Genomic DNA, 15,100 nt, shown 5'->3' on the forward strand with positions numbered 1-15,100 from the left:
CTGACCAGCGTCCCTGAAATGGCGGCCAGGGCCACCTGCTACTATACGGGGAACATGTCTGTAATATAGTGGGCAAACCCATTGCGAGACAGCCTCACCATCACATTGTGAACCATGATACAGCTTAATCAGATCTATCTTCTTTTGCTACTGGTAACCCTACTTCCAGGGTGTTCGACTATTGGCTACTACAGCCAGGCGATTGGTGGTCATGTTTCGTTGATGCTGGCCTCTCAGCCACTGGACGACCTGGTGGCCGATCCCGACACCAACAGCGAACTGAGACGCAAGCTGATCCTGGCAGACCAGGCCCGCCAGTTTGCCGAAACCCGCCTCGCGCTACCCACCGGCGAGGCGTATGCAGACTATTCCGAGCTGGGCAGGCCCTGGGTCGTGGTCAATCTGGTGGCGGTACCGGAATTCTCCCTCACGCCGCATCAATGGTGCTATCCGGTCGTCGGGTGTCAGGCTTACCGCGGCTATTTCGACCTCGACGGTGCACGGGCAGAACAGCGCCAGTTCGACAAGCGCGGCTATGACACCTTCATCGGCGGTGTGACGGCCTATTCGACCCTGGGCTGGTTTGACGACCCGCTCCACAGCGGGTTCACGAGTCTATCCGATGATCGCATGGTCGCACTGATATTCCATGAACTGGCCCACCGGGTGCTCTACATCGACCAGGACACGGCGTTTAACGAGAGTTTTGCCACGGCTGTGGAACTGGAAGGCCTCAGGCTTTGGCTGGAGGAACGGGGCGAAGGCGAACAGTTCGAGGCGGCACTGCGGCGTCAGGAACAGCGCAACCAGACTCTGGCCCTGGTGGAGAACACGTCCCGGGAACTGGAAGCCCTTTACCAGCGCGAAGGAGAGTTATCCACGGACACCATGAGACATCAGAAAGAGCAGCTGTTCGCGGAGCTGATCAGTCAATACAACCGGTTGGCCATGCACTGGGAAGAACCCGGACCTTTGGGGAAACGCATTGAGTCGCTCAATAACGCCAACATTGCCCTGTTCCGTCAATACAACCAGTATGTCCCCGGCTTTCGGCAGTTGCTGAAAGAACAGGATTACCGCTTTGATGACTTTTTGACCGGGTACTGGCCCTGTCCGAACAGGACGAGGAACAACGCATACAGGCTCTCAGGCAACTGTCACAGCGTTTTGACGAACACCTTTGAGTTACGCTGGGTGTTGTAGGACGCCAGCTTGGGGCCCGGCAGAGCCTGCACTGTGGAGGGCTGGAAGCCCCGCTCCCGGAACCAGTGTTCGGTCTGGGTCGTCAGCACAAACAATTGCTGAATGCCCTGGCCCCGCGCCAGTTTTTCCACCATCGCGAGAATATCGTCCCCCCGTCCGGAACGACGGTAGTTCGGATCCACCGCAAAACACGACAATTCACCCGCGCCTTCATCCGGGTAGTGATACAGCGCAGCGCATCCGACAATGGTACCGTCCCGCTCCGCGACCACGAATCGGTCAATTTCCGTTTCCAGCATCTCCCGCGAGCGGCGCACCAGGATACCCTGTTCCTCCAGCGGCTGGATCAGCTCCAGCACACCGCCGATGTCCTCCACCCGGGCCTGGCGGATCTGCTCGTAATGGTCACCACTGACCAGCGTACCGGAGCCATCACGAGTAAACAGTTCCTCCAGCAGGGCACCGTCGTTCACATAACTGATGATGTGGGACCGCCGCACGCCCTTGACGCAGGCGTCACAGGCAGCTTTCAGCAATGCCGCATCGTGGCCGGTGACTGCGCCCGCCGCCAGCCGTTCATTGGCCTGTCTCGCGGACAATTCGCGAATCAGCGAACCATCGGACTCGAGCAGTCCCTGATCGTCAATAAACATGATCAGCTTTTCGGCCTGCAGCGCCGCTGCAACCTGGCTGCCGACATCCTCGTAGGACAAATTGAAGGCGTCCCCGGTTGGCGAATACCCCTGGGGCGGCAACAGGACAATGTGCCCCAGTTCCAGCAGCTTTTCGATACCGGCCACGTCCACCCTGCGAACCCGACCGGTATACCCGAAGTCGATACCATCAAGAACGCCAACCGGGCGGGCGGCCACAAAGTTGCCACCACTGACGCGAATGCGGGCATTGTGCATGGGCGAATTCACCAGTCCCATGGACAGCCGGCTTTCCAGGTAGGCCCGCAGTCCACCTATGGCCTGCAATACCAGGGGAAGATGTTGTTCCCGCGTCACCCGCAGATCCCGATGGAACGACGACTCCACCCCGGCTTCATCCAGTCGTTCCTGAATCTGCGGCCTGGCCCCGAACACCACCACCAGGCGCACCCCAAGACTGCTCAGCAGCGCGATGTCATGGATAATGTTGATGAAGTTGTCATGGGCAATCGCATCGCCACCGATGGTCAGCACCACCGTACGCCCACGGTGGGTGTTGATATAGGGAGATGAGTGGCGGAACCCATGCAGCCAGTCGTTAGATTTCAATCGTCTCTCCTGATGGCCTGAACACTACAGGCAAAACTGTTTGATCAATCCCTTGAGGATACGTACGGTCGGATCCAGCTGCGACAGTTCCAGGAACTCGTCTGGTTGGTGTGCCTGATCAATCGACCCCGGCCCCATCACCAGGGTTTCCAGTCCCAGCTTTTGCATCCAGGGTGCTTCGGTGGCAAATGCCACAGCATGGGCGGTATGGCCGGTCAGTTTTTCGCAGACCCTGACCAGTTGTGCATCCGCCGGCGTTTCGAACGGCGGCACGCCATCGAATAAAGGCTCAAACACCATGGACAGCTCGCGACGCTCGGCAACCGGTCGCAGTTTGTCGAGGATGGCCTGGCGCAGGGACGCCATATCCATGCCGGGCAAAGGCCGCAAATCAAAATGCAGTTCGCAGTTGGCACAAATCCGGTTGGGATTATCGCCGCCATGAATGCATCCCAGATTCATCGTCGGCACCTCAACCCTGAAATTCGGGTTCCGGTATTTCTCCTGCCAGACGGAACGCAGGGACAACAGTTCTCCCAACGCTTCATGCATACCTTCCAGAGCGCTGCGGCCAAGGGACGGATCAGAGGAATGCCCGGACTGCCCTTCAAACGCCAGCCGCTCCATCATGATACCCTTGTGCATGCGCACTGGCCTGAGATTGGTCGGCTCCCCGATCACCGCATACCGGGCTTTCGGACGCCCCGCTTCCGCCAGGGCCCGGGCACCGTTCATCGAGCTTTCCTCGTCGGCCGTGGCCAGGATGATCAGCGGCTGCTTCAGATCCTGATCGACAAACTCGCGGGCCGCCTCAATGGCCAGCGGGAAAAACCCCTTCATATCGCAGGTACCCAGCCCGTACCAGCGATCATCACGTTCAGTCAGGGTAAAGGGATCACTCTGCCAGCGCTTGTCGTCAAAAGGCACGGTATCGGTGTGGCCGGATAACACCAGCCCCCCGGGCCACTGCCAAGGGTGGCAATCATATTGAACTTGCCCGGCATGCCGGGCACTTCCATCAGCTCCACCGTGAACCCCAGCGGCTCCAGCCATTCCGCCAGTGTCCGTACCACCGCTTCGTTGCTGTGATCCCAGTCCGGTGTTGCACTGCTGATGGATGGCAGGGCAATCAGCCGGGTCAGCATCTCACGGATACCGGGGACTGCATCGGCTTTATTCGTGGACTCAGACATAAAACGATTCCTGGCCCGATTCCGGGTCACCGGGCCTGGCCACGCCGCCAGACCTCAAATGTATCAATTGCACGAATCACCATTGGATAGGCGATTTCACCACCACCGACAATCCGGGCAACCTCCAGGCTCTGCTCGCCGACACTGGCCAGCCGGCCCTCCACCACATTATCGTTGGACAGGGTAATTCTCACATTATGCCCGACCCAACGTCCGGCTTCTGCCAATTCCGCAGGGTACCAACCCACCACCGGATTGTCGGCGCCTTCCGGTACCACAGGCTGCAGGGACTGCTCGGCAACCATCGGCTCCGGTGCCTCAACCTGCTTCAGATAGACATCCGGCACCAACTGACCATTGTAACTGACCGTCAGATCCGGGATATTTTCCTCGCCGACTCCCTGCACCGGCACGCCATAGACCGGCTGACCGGGCTCCAGCACCAAGGTCAGTTCGCCACCTTCGGTCAACCACTGACGGTAGAGGGCAAGCAACTGGGCGCTGGCCTCATAACCGCGGGCATTCAGCGCCTTGCGAAAAGCATCCATGACAAGACTGGTCCATTCCGCCGTCGTCACCAACGACTCCCGGGCGCAGTAGGCTGCGACCCGGCGCATCAGACCACCGTCACGGATGGTCACCGTCATTGGAGCGTCAGCGCCCTGCACCGGCTGATCGCGGTTCATGATATCAACCCGCGCCCCGGGCCACTCGACCTCCAGGCTACCGGTACTTGCGGTGGTCAGTTCCAGGTACAGACGGTCAGGATGCTGGCGGATCTGAGCCTCCCCGACGATGCCATTAACCCCCATGCGCACCAGATCCCCGCTCCCCAATTGTTGACGATGGTCCGGACCACACACGGGGGCAAACAGCGCCGGGTTGGTCTCCCCGGAGGCGGTAACCCAGTTGCGGAACATGGTGGCTTCCAGGGCGAGCTCGACGTTCTCCGCCCGCAGTGACCAGACCGCTGGCAGACGGTCAGGATCCACCAGAACCGTCAGGAGATTCAGCGGTGAACCTGCGTCAAACGCCATCCGGCCAATGTCGATCGGCTGTGCCAGCCGAAAATCCTGGTAACTGGCAGCCGTCAACAGCAGGCGACCTTCAATGCCGGAACCGATAGCGCCCCGCTGAATAACCCCGACGCTCTCTATGGCCTTCCTGGCTTCAGCCAGGCGCTGGTCCGCCAGCCACCAGACAGACGCCTTGAACAGCAACCAGCCCAGCAGAACCACGACAACACCAAAGGTCAGCAGGCGTTTCATTCATTCATCCTCTTGTCCGTCCGGATTGGTACCGATCGGACTGCACCACCAAATATCAGCCCGAAGGCCGCCCTAATTGCGGGAGATCAGCGTTCCCACTCCTTCGTCCGTAAATATCTCAAGCAGGGTCGCATGAGCAACCCGACCATCAATAATGTGTGACGTGCGTACGCCATTTTCCACCGCATTCAGGGCACAACGAATCTTCGGCAACATGCCGCCATGGATGGTGCCATCCTCTATCAGGTCGTTGACCTGCTTTGCCGTCAGGCCGGTCAGGACCTTGTCTTCCTTGCTCTTGAGACCGGAGACATTGGTTAACAGGATCAGCTTTTCGGCCTTCATCGCCTCAGCCACCTTGCCCGCAACCAGGTCGGCGTTAATGTTGTAGGACGCACCATCGGGACCCACCCCGATTGGCGCGATGACGGGAATGACATTGCTGCGGGTCAGCATTTCGATCACTTCGACATTCACACTGTCAACTTCACCAACGTGACCGATATCGATGATTTCCGGGCGTTCCAGCTCGGCTGAACGATTGACCACCTCCAGTTTCCGGGCACGGATCAGGTTGGCATCCTTACCGGTCAGTCCCACTGCCGTCCCGCCATGGGCGTTGATCAGGGACACGATTTCCTTGTTGACCTGCCCCCCAGGACCATCTCGACAACGTCCATGGTTTCACTGTCCGTCACCCGCATGCCATTCACAAAGCGGGACTGGATATTCAGGCGCTCGAGCAACCCGCCAATCTGGGGGCCACCACCGTGAACCACAATCGGGTTGATGCCGACCAGCTTCATCAGCACTACATCCCGGGCAAAGCTGCTTTTCAGTTCTTCGTTTTCCATGGCGTTGCCGCCGTACTTGATGACCACGGTTTTCCCGGTAAACCGCTGAATATAGGGCAAGCCTTTACTCAGGACGGACGCCACCTGCATTGCTGTTTCACGATCCAGTGCCATGCTTCTGCCTTTGTAATCTGTCAATTAAAAATCTGCCACGAGGTCGGGAGCCACTTTCCGTAGCTGACCACGAAACACACTCTTGATACGCTCCAGCGCCTCCTCGGTTTCTGCTTCGAATCGGAGCACCAGCACCGGTGTCGTGTTGGAGGCACGGCACAAACCCCAGCCATCGGCGGAATCCACACGGATACCGTCGATGGTACTGATACTCCCGTCCCCGAATTCGCCTTCGCGGCCCAGGCGTTCCACCAGCTGGAACTTGCTCTCCTCAGTGACCTCGACATTCAGTTCCGGGGTACTGATATCTTCCGGGAAGTCTTCGAACACTTCGTCACTGTGGCGATCCTCAACACCCAGGATCTCCAGCAGGCGCGCTGCCGAATACAGCCCATCATCAAAGCCGTACCAACGCTCGCCAAAGAATATGTGCCCGCTCATCTCTCCAGCGAGCAACGCACCGGTCTCCTTCATCTTGGCCTTCATCAGGGAGTGGCCGGTTTTCCACATAATCGGGCGACCACCCGATTCGGAAATCACCCCCGCCAGGCGACGGCTACATTTTACATCGTACAACACATCGGAACCGGGATTGCGGGAGACAACGTCCCTGGCAAACAGCATCAGCAGCCGGTCGGGCCAGATGATCTTGCCGCTGTTGGTGACCACGCCCAGGCGATCACCATCACCATCGAACGCCAGACCAATATCCGCCCGTTCAGACTTCACCCGCGCAATCAGATCCACCAGGTTATCGGGTTTGCCCGGGTCGGGATGGTGGTTGGGAAAGTCTCCGTCCACTTCACAATAAAGGGGGACCACCTCACAACCCAGTTCTTCCACCAGCATGGGCGCCAGCTCACCGGCAATACCATTGCCAGCGTCCAGTACCACTTTCAGGGGGGCGGCCACGGCGATGTCCCCAACAATCCGGTCCAGATACGCACGGCGCACATCTTCAGACGATTGTGCACCCTGACCACGGACCATGTCGCCGGTCTGGGTTCGCTGGTACAACTTCTGGATTGCCTCGCCGGAAAGCGTCTCACCCCCCAGCATGATTTTCAGTCCGTTATAGTTGGCGGGATTGTGACTTCCCGTCACCATCACTCCAGACCCGGTTTGCAGATAATGGGTAGCAAAATACAGCACCGGCGTGGGAACCGCGCCCACATGAATCACGTTACAGCCAGCGGACATGATCCCCCTGGCAAGGGCATCGGCCAGATCAGGGCTCGAATGCCGGCCATCATAACCAATACAGAGGCTGTCGATGTTACGTTCCGCTGCTTCGCTGCCGATGGCCTGCCCGATAACGTTGACGATCTCCGATGACAGGGTTTCACCGACGATACCGCGAATATCATAGGCGCGAAAGATGCCCGCCGGTATGTCAACCTGGGGCATCGCCACTTCCTCCACTGCGGGGGTGTTATCAGGGCCATTGGTTGCTTCGTCACCAGCGCCGCCTCCCAACCCCAGCACGTCATCGTCACCGTCCAGCATATCAATATCCAGCATGTCCTTATCCTGGAACAACGGCTCCTCGGTAGCGCCTGTTTCTCCTACCGGAGCTCGGGAGCGCGCGGACTCCGCAGCCTTGACCAAGCGCTTGTCCACCACCTGGGACAGGCGATAGAGCGCTTCACCCATGGATGCCACCAGATCCCATTTCAGCGTCGGCAGCTTGAGTCGCTCGCCACTAAACACCTTGTGGGCCCACTGGATCAGTACGGACACATCCTGGCGAAGACCGCGCTGGGCATTCCCCAGCAGCACCCAGACCACAATGGCGGCCATCAGGGCGGGAACCAGGGTCAGGATAATAGCAAGGCCGATGTTAACCACCGGCGCCGGCGCGGACGCGGGCTGGTATCTAAGAGACCAGCCCGGAGCAGCCAGTGCCCGTTCCACCGCATCACCATCGCCAACGCCATTGCTTGCCACCACCCGGGACGAACCACTGACACTTTGTATCAGTGACATTTTTCCGCCCAGCTCACGATTATTCACCGTCAGCAGCGGCTGCAATCCGGACGCATCAAACACCACCAACATACTGCCTGCCGTGGCGCGGTTACCGGGGTTGCGAACCGCGGCTGCCATCTGGAAATACCACTGGCCGTCCCGCGGGAAAGCATCAGGGTGCAGCGTATTGCCAGACTCAGCCCTGCGCGCCAGGTCCAGTCCAGCAAACCCGAGCGTGTCGGAACCACCTGTACTTCGCGGAATATCACCATAGGGAAACAGATGCACGGCCTGGACGCCCGGAAGGGTGCCACCCAGTTCCGCAGCGACCGATTCTATCCCCGCGCTATCAATCAGGGCCTCACGGACGTGGCGCTGGGCTGCAAGGCCCTCGACAGCAGACTGCAGGGTAGCAAGGTGCAGGTTCAACTGGCTGGCGGCGGCATCGACTTCCTGCGCAGCCAGGTTGTCAGCGCGGCGCAATTCCGCCGGCCCGAGCACCAACAGGTAAAGCAGTGCCGCTGCCAACAGCCCGCCCACCAGCACAGTGACAGCCTGAACACTGGCCACGGCCCCCAATCGCCTCAGACCTGGCCCCCTGGCTTCCCGACTCTTGCGCTTCTGTTTGCCTGCCGGCTTGTCCGCTGTCTCCGCTACGGCCTCATCCGATTTCTTCCTACCCAGCTTCATAGTCCATCCTGCACTGAAATTGTTCGCCCGCGGCAATGAGTTACCCAAGTATAGACGTCGGGCAATGTCGCCGCGTTTACAGACTGTTGCCCAGTCAGCGGGTTCCTGTTGACCCGAATCCGCCGACGCCACGGGCGCTGGCATCAAACGACTCCACCACTTCGAAATCGGCCTGCACAACCGGCACCAGCACCAGCTGTGCCAGACGCTCCCCGACATCCACGGTGAATTCGCCCTGCCCCCGATTCCAGCACGACACCATCAGCTCTCCCTGGTAATCGGAATCGATCAGCCCCACCAGGTTGCCCAGCACAATGCCATGTTTATGGCCCAGGCCACTGCGGGGCAGAATCATGGCTGCCAGGGACGGGTCGGCAATATGGATCGACAGTCCGGTCCTGATCAACTGGGTATCTCCGGGCTTCAGGGTTAACGGTTCGTCCAGGCAAGCCCTCAGATCCAGTCCTGCCGATCCGGTCGTGGCGTATTCCGGAAACGCAATACTGTCCCCGATGCGTGGGTCCAGAATGCGGACCTGGAAAGTTTGTCGTGTCATGGAGTTTCCTGTGAGTAGCTCTGTTATTGGATCTGTTCGGCAATCAGTTCCACCAGTTGGTGGGCAATGCCGGCCTTGCTTTCCGGCCCGATGGCCTGCTGCCCCGAGCGCCAGAACACCGTGACGGCATTATTGTCACTGTTGAAGCCGATCCCGGGCTCCGATACATCGTTGGCCACAATCATGTTCAGCTTCTTGCGCTGCATCTTGTCCCGGGCATAGTGTTCCACATCGCGGGTTTCCGCCGCGAAGCCCACCGTGAACGGCGCATCGGGACGAGCCGCGATGGACGCCAGGGTATCGGGGTTACGTACCAGCGACAGCGTCATATCCTCGCGGGTCTTCTTGATCTTGTCACTGGCACAGGTATCCGGCCGGTAATCGGCAACGGCCGCGGTAGCAATGAATACATCACAGCCCTCATCCACTGCCTGCCCGGCGGCAGCCAACATGTCGTCGGCCGTGACCACGGCACGAACCTCCACACCGGTGGGTGCCGGGATGGACACCGGCCCACTGATCAACACCACCTGGGCACCGGCATCCCTGGCTGCGGCAGCGATGGCATAGCCCATTTTCCCCGAACTGTGGTTGCTGATGTAGCGGATCGGATCGATGGGTTCCCGCGTTGGCCCGGCGGTAATAACGACCCGCTTGCCCGACAACGGTCCGTCGTAGACCGCGGTAATGCGCTCAAACAAATCCTGAGCCTCCAGCATACGGCCCGGCCCGGTATCCCCGCAGGCCTGTGACCCCTGATCCGGCCCCCAAAGCGTGACCTGCGGATCCGATTCCAGCAATCCGATGTTGCGCTGGGTGCGGTGGTTATTCCACATGGCCTGATTCATCGCAGGCGCCACCACGATGGGCGCTTCAGTGGCACAACACAGCGTGGTTAGCAAATCGTCCGCCATACCCTGGGCCAGACGGGCAATAAAGTCGGCGGTCGCCGGGGCGATGACCACCTGGTCCGCCCATTTCGCCAGCTCAATGTGCCCCATTCCCTGCTCCGCTTCCGGGTCCAGCAGGGATGTCCGCACCGGCTCCCCACTGAGCGCCTGAAAGGTCAATGGCGTCACGAAGGCCTCCGCACCGCGGGTCATGACGACACGTACCGGGTACCCGGCCTTCTTCAACAACCGCACCAGCTCCGCGCTCTTGTAAGCGGCAATACCACCGGTGATCCCCAGCAGAATTCGTTTCGCGGCCATAGTTGCTCCGTATCCGGCAAAAATAAAAGGCCTATAAGATAGCACGGCAAACATCTCCCGGCAGCCTGCATCCCGTGCTAGACTTCCGTCTGGATTTTAGTGGCCTGCGCAGGGAGCGCCGCCACAGATTTCAAGCCATTATCTGTAAACCGCAAGGACGCATTCATGACAACCCACCCCTGGCCTGCGGACGAACGCCCGCGGGAAAGATTGCTGGCCCACGGGCCCGACAGCCTCTCCGATGCCGAACTACTGGCCATATTCCTTCGCACCGGCACCGCCGGCATGCCGGTCATGGATCTGGCGCGACACCTTATCGACGCCTTTGGCGGACTCCGGGGCCTGATGACCGCCTCCCGGCGGCAGTTCTGTGGCGTCAGGGGACTGGGGACGGCCAAATACGCCCAGGTGCAGGCGGCCATGGAAATGGCGCAAAGAGTGATGGACGAGCCCCTCAGACAAGGAGACCCTCTGCGCTCGCCGGCGGACACCCGGCGGTTTCTGTGCAGTCGTCTTGGCACCTACCCCCACGAAGTGTTCGCCGGCCTGTTTCTGGATAACCGCCACCGCGTGATCCAATACCGGGAACTGTTCCGCGGCACCATTGACGGCGCAGCCGTGTATCCCAGGGAGGTAGTCCGGCAAGCTTTGGAGTATAATGCGGCGGCAGTCATTTTTGCCCACAATCATCCATCCGGTGTGGCCGAACCCAGTCAGGCGGATATTGCCCTGACCGGACGCCTTAAAGAAGCTCTTGGCCTGGTGGATATCAGGGTTCTTGACCATATGGTCGTAGGCCACGGTGAGGTAATATCCCTGGCTGAACGGGGACTGATGTAAGCCAGCCTGGGCCAGACCTAAAAAACTGGCCAAATTCCCAACAATTTTTTGCGTTGGGGGGCCAGTTCTGGTATAAAAGCGTCCCTTTCTGGCGGCGTCTGGCGAGCAGCGTGCAATTTGAGGCGCAAGTAGCAACCAGAGGCGCGATTAAACGAATTCGTATATTAAGACCATTGCTCAGGTCGGAGGCAAGTATGTCCAGAGTTTGTCAGGTTACCGGTAAGCGTCCGGTCACCGGTAACAATGTATCCCACGCGATGAATCACACCCGTCGTCGCTTTCTGCCAAATCTGCAGAACCACCGCTTCTGGGTTGAATCAGAGAAGCGTTTCGTGAAGCTGCGCGTTTCCACCAAGGGCATGCGCATCATCGACAAAAAAGGCATTGACGCTGTGCTGGCCGATCTTCGTGCCCGCGGCGAGAAAGTTTAAGGAGCCGCATCATGCGCGAGAAAATCAAGCTGGTTTCATCAGCAGGTACTGGTCACTTCTATACGACCAACAAGAACAAGCGTAACACTCCGGAAAAAATCGAGATCAAGAAGTACGATCCGGTTGTCCGCAAGCACGTTGCGTACAAGGAAGCCAAGATCAAGTAATCGTGATCTGGCAACCAGAAAAACCCGGCCATGCGCCGGGTTTTTTCTTGCCCGGCATTGCCTCAGAAGGCTTCCAGATAGCCCTTCGGCAACGCCACGTCCATGGCAATGGGCAAATGATCCGACATCGGATAGCTGACCACTTCAGAGCGTCGAATTTCCAGGCTGGGACTGACCAGAATATGATCCAGGGCTTTCTCCGGCCTCCAGCTCGGGAAACTGTGAGCGGTATCCGGCAAGGGGATCAGGTCGGTTTCCTTGAGTGGCGTCTGTGTCAGCAGTTCTTCCGCGTGGTTATTCATATCCCCCATCAATACCACATGCTGGTAATCACCAACCAACTCCCGGATGTACCCCAGCTGCCTCTGCTGGGCCGCCCGACTCAATGACAGGTGCATCATCACCAGCACCAGCGGATCGTCCTCCGAACCGTAGCGGGCAATAATGGCACCACGCCCGGGAATCAACCCCGGCAACCTGTGCTCGGTGACATCCAGTGGCCGGTACCGGCTCAGCAAACCGTTACTGTGCTGGGCGATCTGCCCGAGGTTTCGATTCAGTTGCTGGTACCAGTATGGAATACCGGCTGCTTCCGCCAGATACTGAACCTGATTGATATAGCCACTTCTCAGACTGCCACCGTCACACTCCTGCAACGCCACCACGTCGTAGTTCCGCAACAGGGTTGCGATTCGATCCAGATTCCCGATGCGATTGCGATGCGGCAGGAAGTGCTGCCAACTGCGGGTCAGGTAATGGCGGTAGGAGGAGGTATTGATACCCACCTGTATGTTGAAGGTCAGCAGCCGGATGTGCCGGTGAGGTTCAAACTCGGGCACATGCTCACTTCCGGAACAACGCCCCCTGGGCTCTCCGGTCGGTCGGAGAAACCCATCCAGCTGCTTGCGAATGTGTCTGTACATGTTACCGGCTCACCCGACTGTGGCACGCGCCCCGAGACAAAGCCTGCTTACTCTGCGGAGCCGCGCTCTTTCTCGACCAGATAGTCAACAACCTCCAGTACCGCTTCATGGCCGCCAGCCATGGAGGCACTGACCGTGTACTTACCATTAACAAGCATAGTCGGTGTGCCGGTGACACGCGCGCCACGAATTTTCGCCTGGGCCTTCTGCATTCGCATGTTGACCCCGAAGCTGTTGTAGTTCTCGAGAAACTGCTCGCCGTCCACGCCATGACCACTGACGAATTCCGCCAGCGCCTCTCCAGAATTCAGCGGCCGCCGCTCGCCGGCCAGGGCATCGAACAGGGCATCGTGAACCTTGTCCCGCTCACCCATAGCCTCCAGCGCGTAAAACGCCTTGGCGTGGGGCTCCCAGGATTTGCCCAAGGCCGCAGGAATCTGCACGTAATCAACGTCGTCCGGGCGATTCTCCGCCCACTCTTCGATCAGCGGTTTGAACGCGTAACAATGGGGACAGCCATACCAGAACACCTCGGCCACCTCGATACTCTCGCTGCTGTCGGTACGGACCGGAGAACTCAGCTCCCGATAGTGGGTGCCCTCCTGCCATTCGGCTGCATTGACCTGGCCAGCTATGGCGAAGGCCGCCAGGAAGGTGACTGCGGTACTCAGACTTCTCAACATCGACTGTCTCCGGTTTTGTAAATTAAATCTGGGACTGATTATGACCCAGCGTACGCACAAAGTTCCACCGTCGCCGAATTAAACACAGGAAAGGCAATAACGGCCAACGACCCCATGCCTGTCAGACAACAATTGCCAAGGATGGCAGCCGATCAGGGGAGGGCAGGGATTTCCAAAACGGAGAAGCGTGGCTTCTTTGAATGTTTTGGAAATCCCTACCCTCCCCTGACCGGCGGAAATAAAAAAACCGGCTTCCAGGACATGGAAACCGGTTTTTTTGTGCCCGGAAGACGAATCAGTTCAGGCCGGAAATATAGTTGGCCACTGCCTCGATTTCCGAATCCGTCAGCTTGGCGGCAACGTCCATCATGATGGAGGCGTTCGCGGAGCCATTGCGCTCACCATCGCGGTAGGCTTTCAGCTGCTTCTCAACATAGGCGGCTTGCTGGCCGCCAAGACGCGGGAAACCCGCCGGCTCGTTGCCTTTACCCTGAGGGTTGTGGCAACCGGAACAGGCTGGCACGCCAGACGCGAGGTTACCACCACGATACAATGCCTGACCCTGCTCAATAAGCTCCGGATCAGCCTGATTAACCACCATAGCCTGATCGTTGAAGTAGGCGGCCAGATCCCTAAGATCCTGCTCAGACTTGTCGTCCAGCAGTCCGGTCATTTCTGCAATCTGACGATCACCATTCTTGATAGCCAACAACTGCTGGTACAGGTATTTCTCACCCAGCCCCGACAGCTTGGGGTACGCGGCCATTACCGGCTTGGCGCCGCCTTGACCGTGGCACCCGGCACAGACGGCTGCGTTTTCCTTGCCTGCTTCAGGATCTCCAGCCCCGTGTGCCATCGCTGTGAGGCCAACACCGAGAACAACTCCTGCGATCAGTTTTTTCATGCTCGCTCCGCTTCTCTCATCCAAAGTATTCTTCGTTATGCAGCCGGCAGGCACTGACTCAAACAGGCACAAAACCGGGGCTGTACAGCAGCATCGCTCAGCGTGCTGCCCGGAATTGGTGTAGCATTATACATTAATCCCTGATAACTGAAATCCAATAGGAAGCCCAACCACCGTGTCATCTGATCTGACTCAAAAATCGATCTCATTCAACAGCGCCCGATTCCTGATCAGCGCCTCGCGGCTGGAAGAATGTCCACTGGATTCCGGGGCGGAAGTCGCGTTTGCGGGACGCTCCAACGCCGGCAAATCCAGCGCGATCAATTCCATTACCGCCAACGGAAAACTGGCGCGTACCAGCAAGACACCCGGCCGTACCCGCCTGATCAACTTCTTCACACTGAATCGAGAGAACTGCCGCCTGGTGGACCTGCCCGGCTATGGCTACGCCAAGGTCTCCCGGGATATGAAGGACGACTGGCAACAACACCTGGGGCATTACCTCAACGATCGCCGCTGCTTGCGAGGCCTGGTACTGGTCATGGACATTCGCCACCCGCTGACCGATTTCGACCAGATGATGGTGGAATGGTGTGAACATAACAACTTGCCGCTGATGATTCTGGCCACCAAGGCCGACAAACTGAAATTCGGCCAGGCCAAGACAGCCATGCTGGGCATCGCCGGAAAACTGAAGGAGTTTCAGTGCGTCGAACACCTGATCATGTTCTCGGCAACGTCAAAGCGGGGCGTTGATGAAAGCCGTGACGCGTTGACTGCATGGCTGGAAGCCGGCAGCGACGAGGTCACAGACGAGATGATGGGCTAACACG

At 58.8% G+C, this 15,100-nt stretch carries 13 protein-coding genes and 2 pseudogenes; 5 read left to right on the plus strand and 10 right to left on the minus strand.

The annotated features are described in order from the left end of the window. Positions 1-114: 114 nt before the first annotated feature. The gene (locus tag EHN06_RS18240; RefSeq protein WP_228257348.1) at positions 115-1,203 is read left to right on the plus strand and encodes an aminopeptidase; all 1,089 of its coding nucleotides are present in this window, start codon (positions 115-117) and stop codon (positions 1,201-1,203) included. Here EHN06_RS18240 and argA read toward each other — a convergent pair. The 7 genes and pseudogenes from argA to coaBC all read right to left on the minus strand — a co-directional run bounded on the left by argA (position 1,158) and on the right by coaBC (position 10,319). Beyond that, positions 1,158-2,465 carry an amino-acid N-acetyltransferase gene (gene argA, locus EHN06_RS18245; RefSeq protein ID WP_127333916.1) on the minus strand — a complete coding sequence of 436 codons (1,308 nt, stop codon included), beginning with the start codon at positions 2,463-2,465 and terminating at the stop codon, positions 1,158-1,160. The two genes, EHN06_RS18240 and argA, sit on opposite strands and share 46 nt — an antisense overlap. Positions 2,466-2,489: 24 nt before the next feature. Next, a pseudogene (gene argE, locus EHN06_RS18250) lies at positions 2,490-3,658 on the minus strand (acetylornithine deacetylase). A gap of 26 nt (positions 3,659-3,684) precedes the next feature. Beyond that, positions 3,685-4,926, minus strand: a complete 1,242-nt coding sequence (locus tag EHN06_RS18255) for an acetylornithine deacetylase (RefSeq protein ID WP_127333917.1) — start codon at positions 4,924-4,926, stop codon at positions 3,685-3,687. A gap of 72 nt (positions 4,927-4,998) precedes the next feature. After that, positions 4,999-5,894: pseudogene (argB, locus tag EHN06_RS18260) on the minus strand (acetylglutamate kinase). A 24-nt stretch (positions 5,895-5,918) separates the two neighbouring features. Further along, entirely contained in the window at positions 5,919-8,552 is a 2,634-nt protein-coding gene (locus tag EHN06_RS21730; RefSeq protein ID WP_127333918.1) for a phosphomannomutase/phosphoglucomutase, read from the minus strand. Between the two features lie 94 nt (positions 8,553-8,646). Then, positions 8,647-9,108, minus strand: a complete 462-nt coding sequence (dut, locus tag EHN06_RS18270; RefSeq protein ID WP_127333919.1) for a dUTP diphosphatase — start codon at positions 9,106-9,108, stop codon at positions 8,647-8,649. A 23-nt stretch (positions 9,109-9,131) separates the two neighbouring features. Beyond that, positions 9,132-10,319 carry a bifunctional phosphopantothenoylcysteine decarboxylase/phosphopantothenate--cysteine ligase CoaBC gene (gene coaBC / locus EHN06_RS18275; RefSeq protein WP_127333920.1) on the minus strand — a complete coding sequence of 396 codons (1,188 nt, stop codon included), beginning with the start codon at positions 10,317-10,319 and terminating at the stop codon, positions 9,132-9,134. 165 nt (positions 10,320-10,484) lie between these two features. On the opposite strand from coaBC, the gene radC reads away from it, so the two are divergent. From radC to rpmG, 3 genes are all read left to right on the plus strand, one after another. Further along, positions 10,485-11,159, plus strand: coding sequence for a RadC family protein (gene radC / locus EHN06_RS18280; RefSeq protein WP_127333921.1), 675 nt, complete (start codon positions 10,485-10,487; stop codon positions 11,157-11,159). 194 nt (positions 11,160-11,353) lie between these two features. Next, complete coding sequence (gene rpmB / locus EHN06_RS18285; protein WP_011786975.1) at positions 11,354-11,590, plus strand: 50S ribosomal protein L28; 237 nt, start codon at positions 11,354-11,356, stop codon at positions 11,588-11,590. A gap of 11 nt (positions 11,591-11,601) precedes the next feature. Next, positions 11,602-11,757 carry a 50S ribosomal protein L33 gene (gene rpmG, locus EHN06_RS18290; RefSeq protein WP_007153739.1) on the plus strand — a complete coding sequence of 52 codons (156 nt, stop codon included), beginning with the start codon at positions 11,602-11,604 and terminating at the stop codon, positions 11,755-11,757. Between the two features lie 62 nt (positions 11,758-11,819). Here rpmG and EHN06_RS18295 read toward each other — a convergent pair whose 3' ends face one another. From EHN06_RS18295 to EHN06_RS18305, 3 genes are all read right to left on the minus strand, one after another. Continuing rightward, entirely contained in the window at positions 11,820-12,680 is an 861-nt protein-coding gene (locus EHN06_RS18295; RefSeq protein WP_127333922.1) for an endonuclease/exonuclease/phosphatase family protein, read from the minus strand. Between the two features lie 47 nt (positions 12,681-12,727). Beyond that, the gene (locus EHN06_RS18300; protein WP_127333923.1) at positions 12,728-13,363 is read right to left on the minus strand and encodes a thiol:disulfide interchange protein DsbA/DsbL; all 636 of its coding nucleotides are present in this window, start codon (positions 13,361-13,363) and stop codon (positions 12,728-12,730) included. 295 nt (positions 13,364-13,658) lie between these two features. Then, positions 13,659-14,267 (minus strand): c-type cytochrome, encoded by a 609-nt coding sequence (locus tag EHN06_RS18305; protein WP_127333924.1) that lies wholly within the window; start codon positions 14,265-14,267, stop codon positions 13,659-13,661. A gap of 175 nt (positions 14,268-14,442) precedes the next feature. On the opposite strand from EHN06_RS18305, the gene yihA reads away from it, so the two are divergent. After that, a complete protein-coding gene (gene yihA / locus EHN06_RS18310) occupies positions 14,443-15,096 on the plus strand; it encodes a ribosome biogenesis GTP-binding protein YihA/YsxC (protein WP_127333925.1) in 654 nt (217 codons plus the stop codon). Positions 15,097-15,100 lie beyond the last annotated feature (4 nt).

The sequence above is a fragment of the Marinobacter sp. NP-4(2019) genome, assembly GCF_003994855.1.
GTDB lineage: Bacteria > Pseudomonadota > Gammaproteobacteria > Pseudomonadales > Oleiphilaceae > Marinobacter.

What these genes read in the sequence shown, in the direction of transcription:
- EHN06_RS18240 (WP_228257348.1), top strand. Translation starts at nt 115, where the DNA reads ATGATACAGCTTAATCAGATCTATCTTCTTTTGCTACTGGTAACCCTA.
- EHN06_RS18255 (WP_127333917.1), bottom strand. Translation starts at nt 4,926, where the DNA reads ATGAAACGCCTGCTGACCTTTGGTGTTGTCGTGGTTCTGCTGGGCTGG.
- EHN06_RS21730 (WP_127333918.1), bottom strand. Translation starts at nt 8,552, where the DNA reads ATGAAGCTGGGTAGGAAGAAATCGGATGAGGCCGTAGCGGAGACAGCG.
- dut (WP_127333919.1), bottom strand. Translation starts at nt 9,108, where the DNA reads ATGACACGACAAACTTTCCAGGTCCGCATTCTGGACCCACGCATCGGG.
- coaBC (WP_127333920.1), bottom strand. Translation starts at nt 10,319, where the DNA reads ATGGCCGCGAAACGAATTCTGCTGGGGATCACCGGTGGTATTGCCGCT.
- radC (WP_127333921.1), top strand. Translation starts at nt 10,485, where the DNA reads ATGACAACCCACCCCTGGCCTGCGGACGAACGCCCGCGGGAAAGATTG.
- rpmB (WP_011786975.1), top strand. Translation starts at nt 11,354, where the DNA reads ATGTCCAGAGTTTGTCAGGTTACCGGTAAGCGTCCGGTCACCGGTAAC.
- rpmG (WP_007153739.1), top strand. Translation starts at nt 11,602, where the DNA reads ATGCGCGAGAAAATCAAGCTGGTTTCATCAGCAGGTACTGGTCACTTC.
- EHN06_RS18295 (WP_127333922.1), bottom strand. Translation starts at nt 12,680, where the DNA reads ATGTACAGACACATTCGCAAGCAGCTGGATGGGTTTCTCCGACCGACC.
- EHN06_RS18300 (WP_127333923.1), bottom strand. Translation starts at nt 13,363, where the DNA reads ATGTTGAGAAGTCTGAGTACCGCAGTCACCTTCCTGGCGGCCTTCGCC.
- EHN06_RS18305 (WP_127333924.1), bottom strand. Translation starts at nt 14,267, where the DNA reads ATGAAAAAACTGATCGCAGGAGTTGTTCTCGGTGTTGGCCTCACAGCG.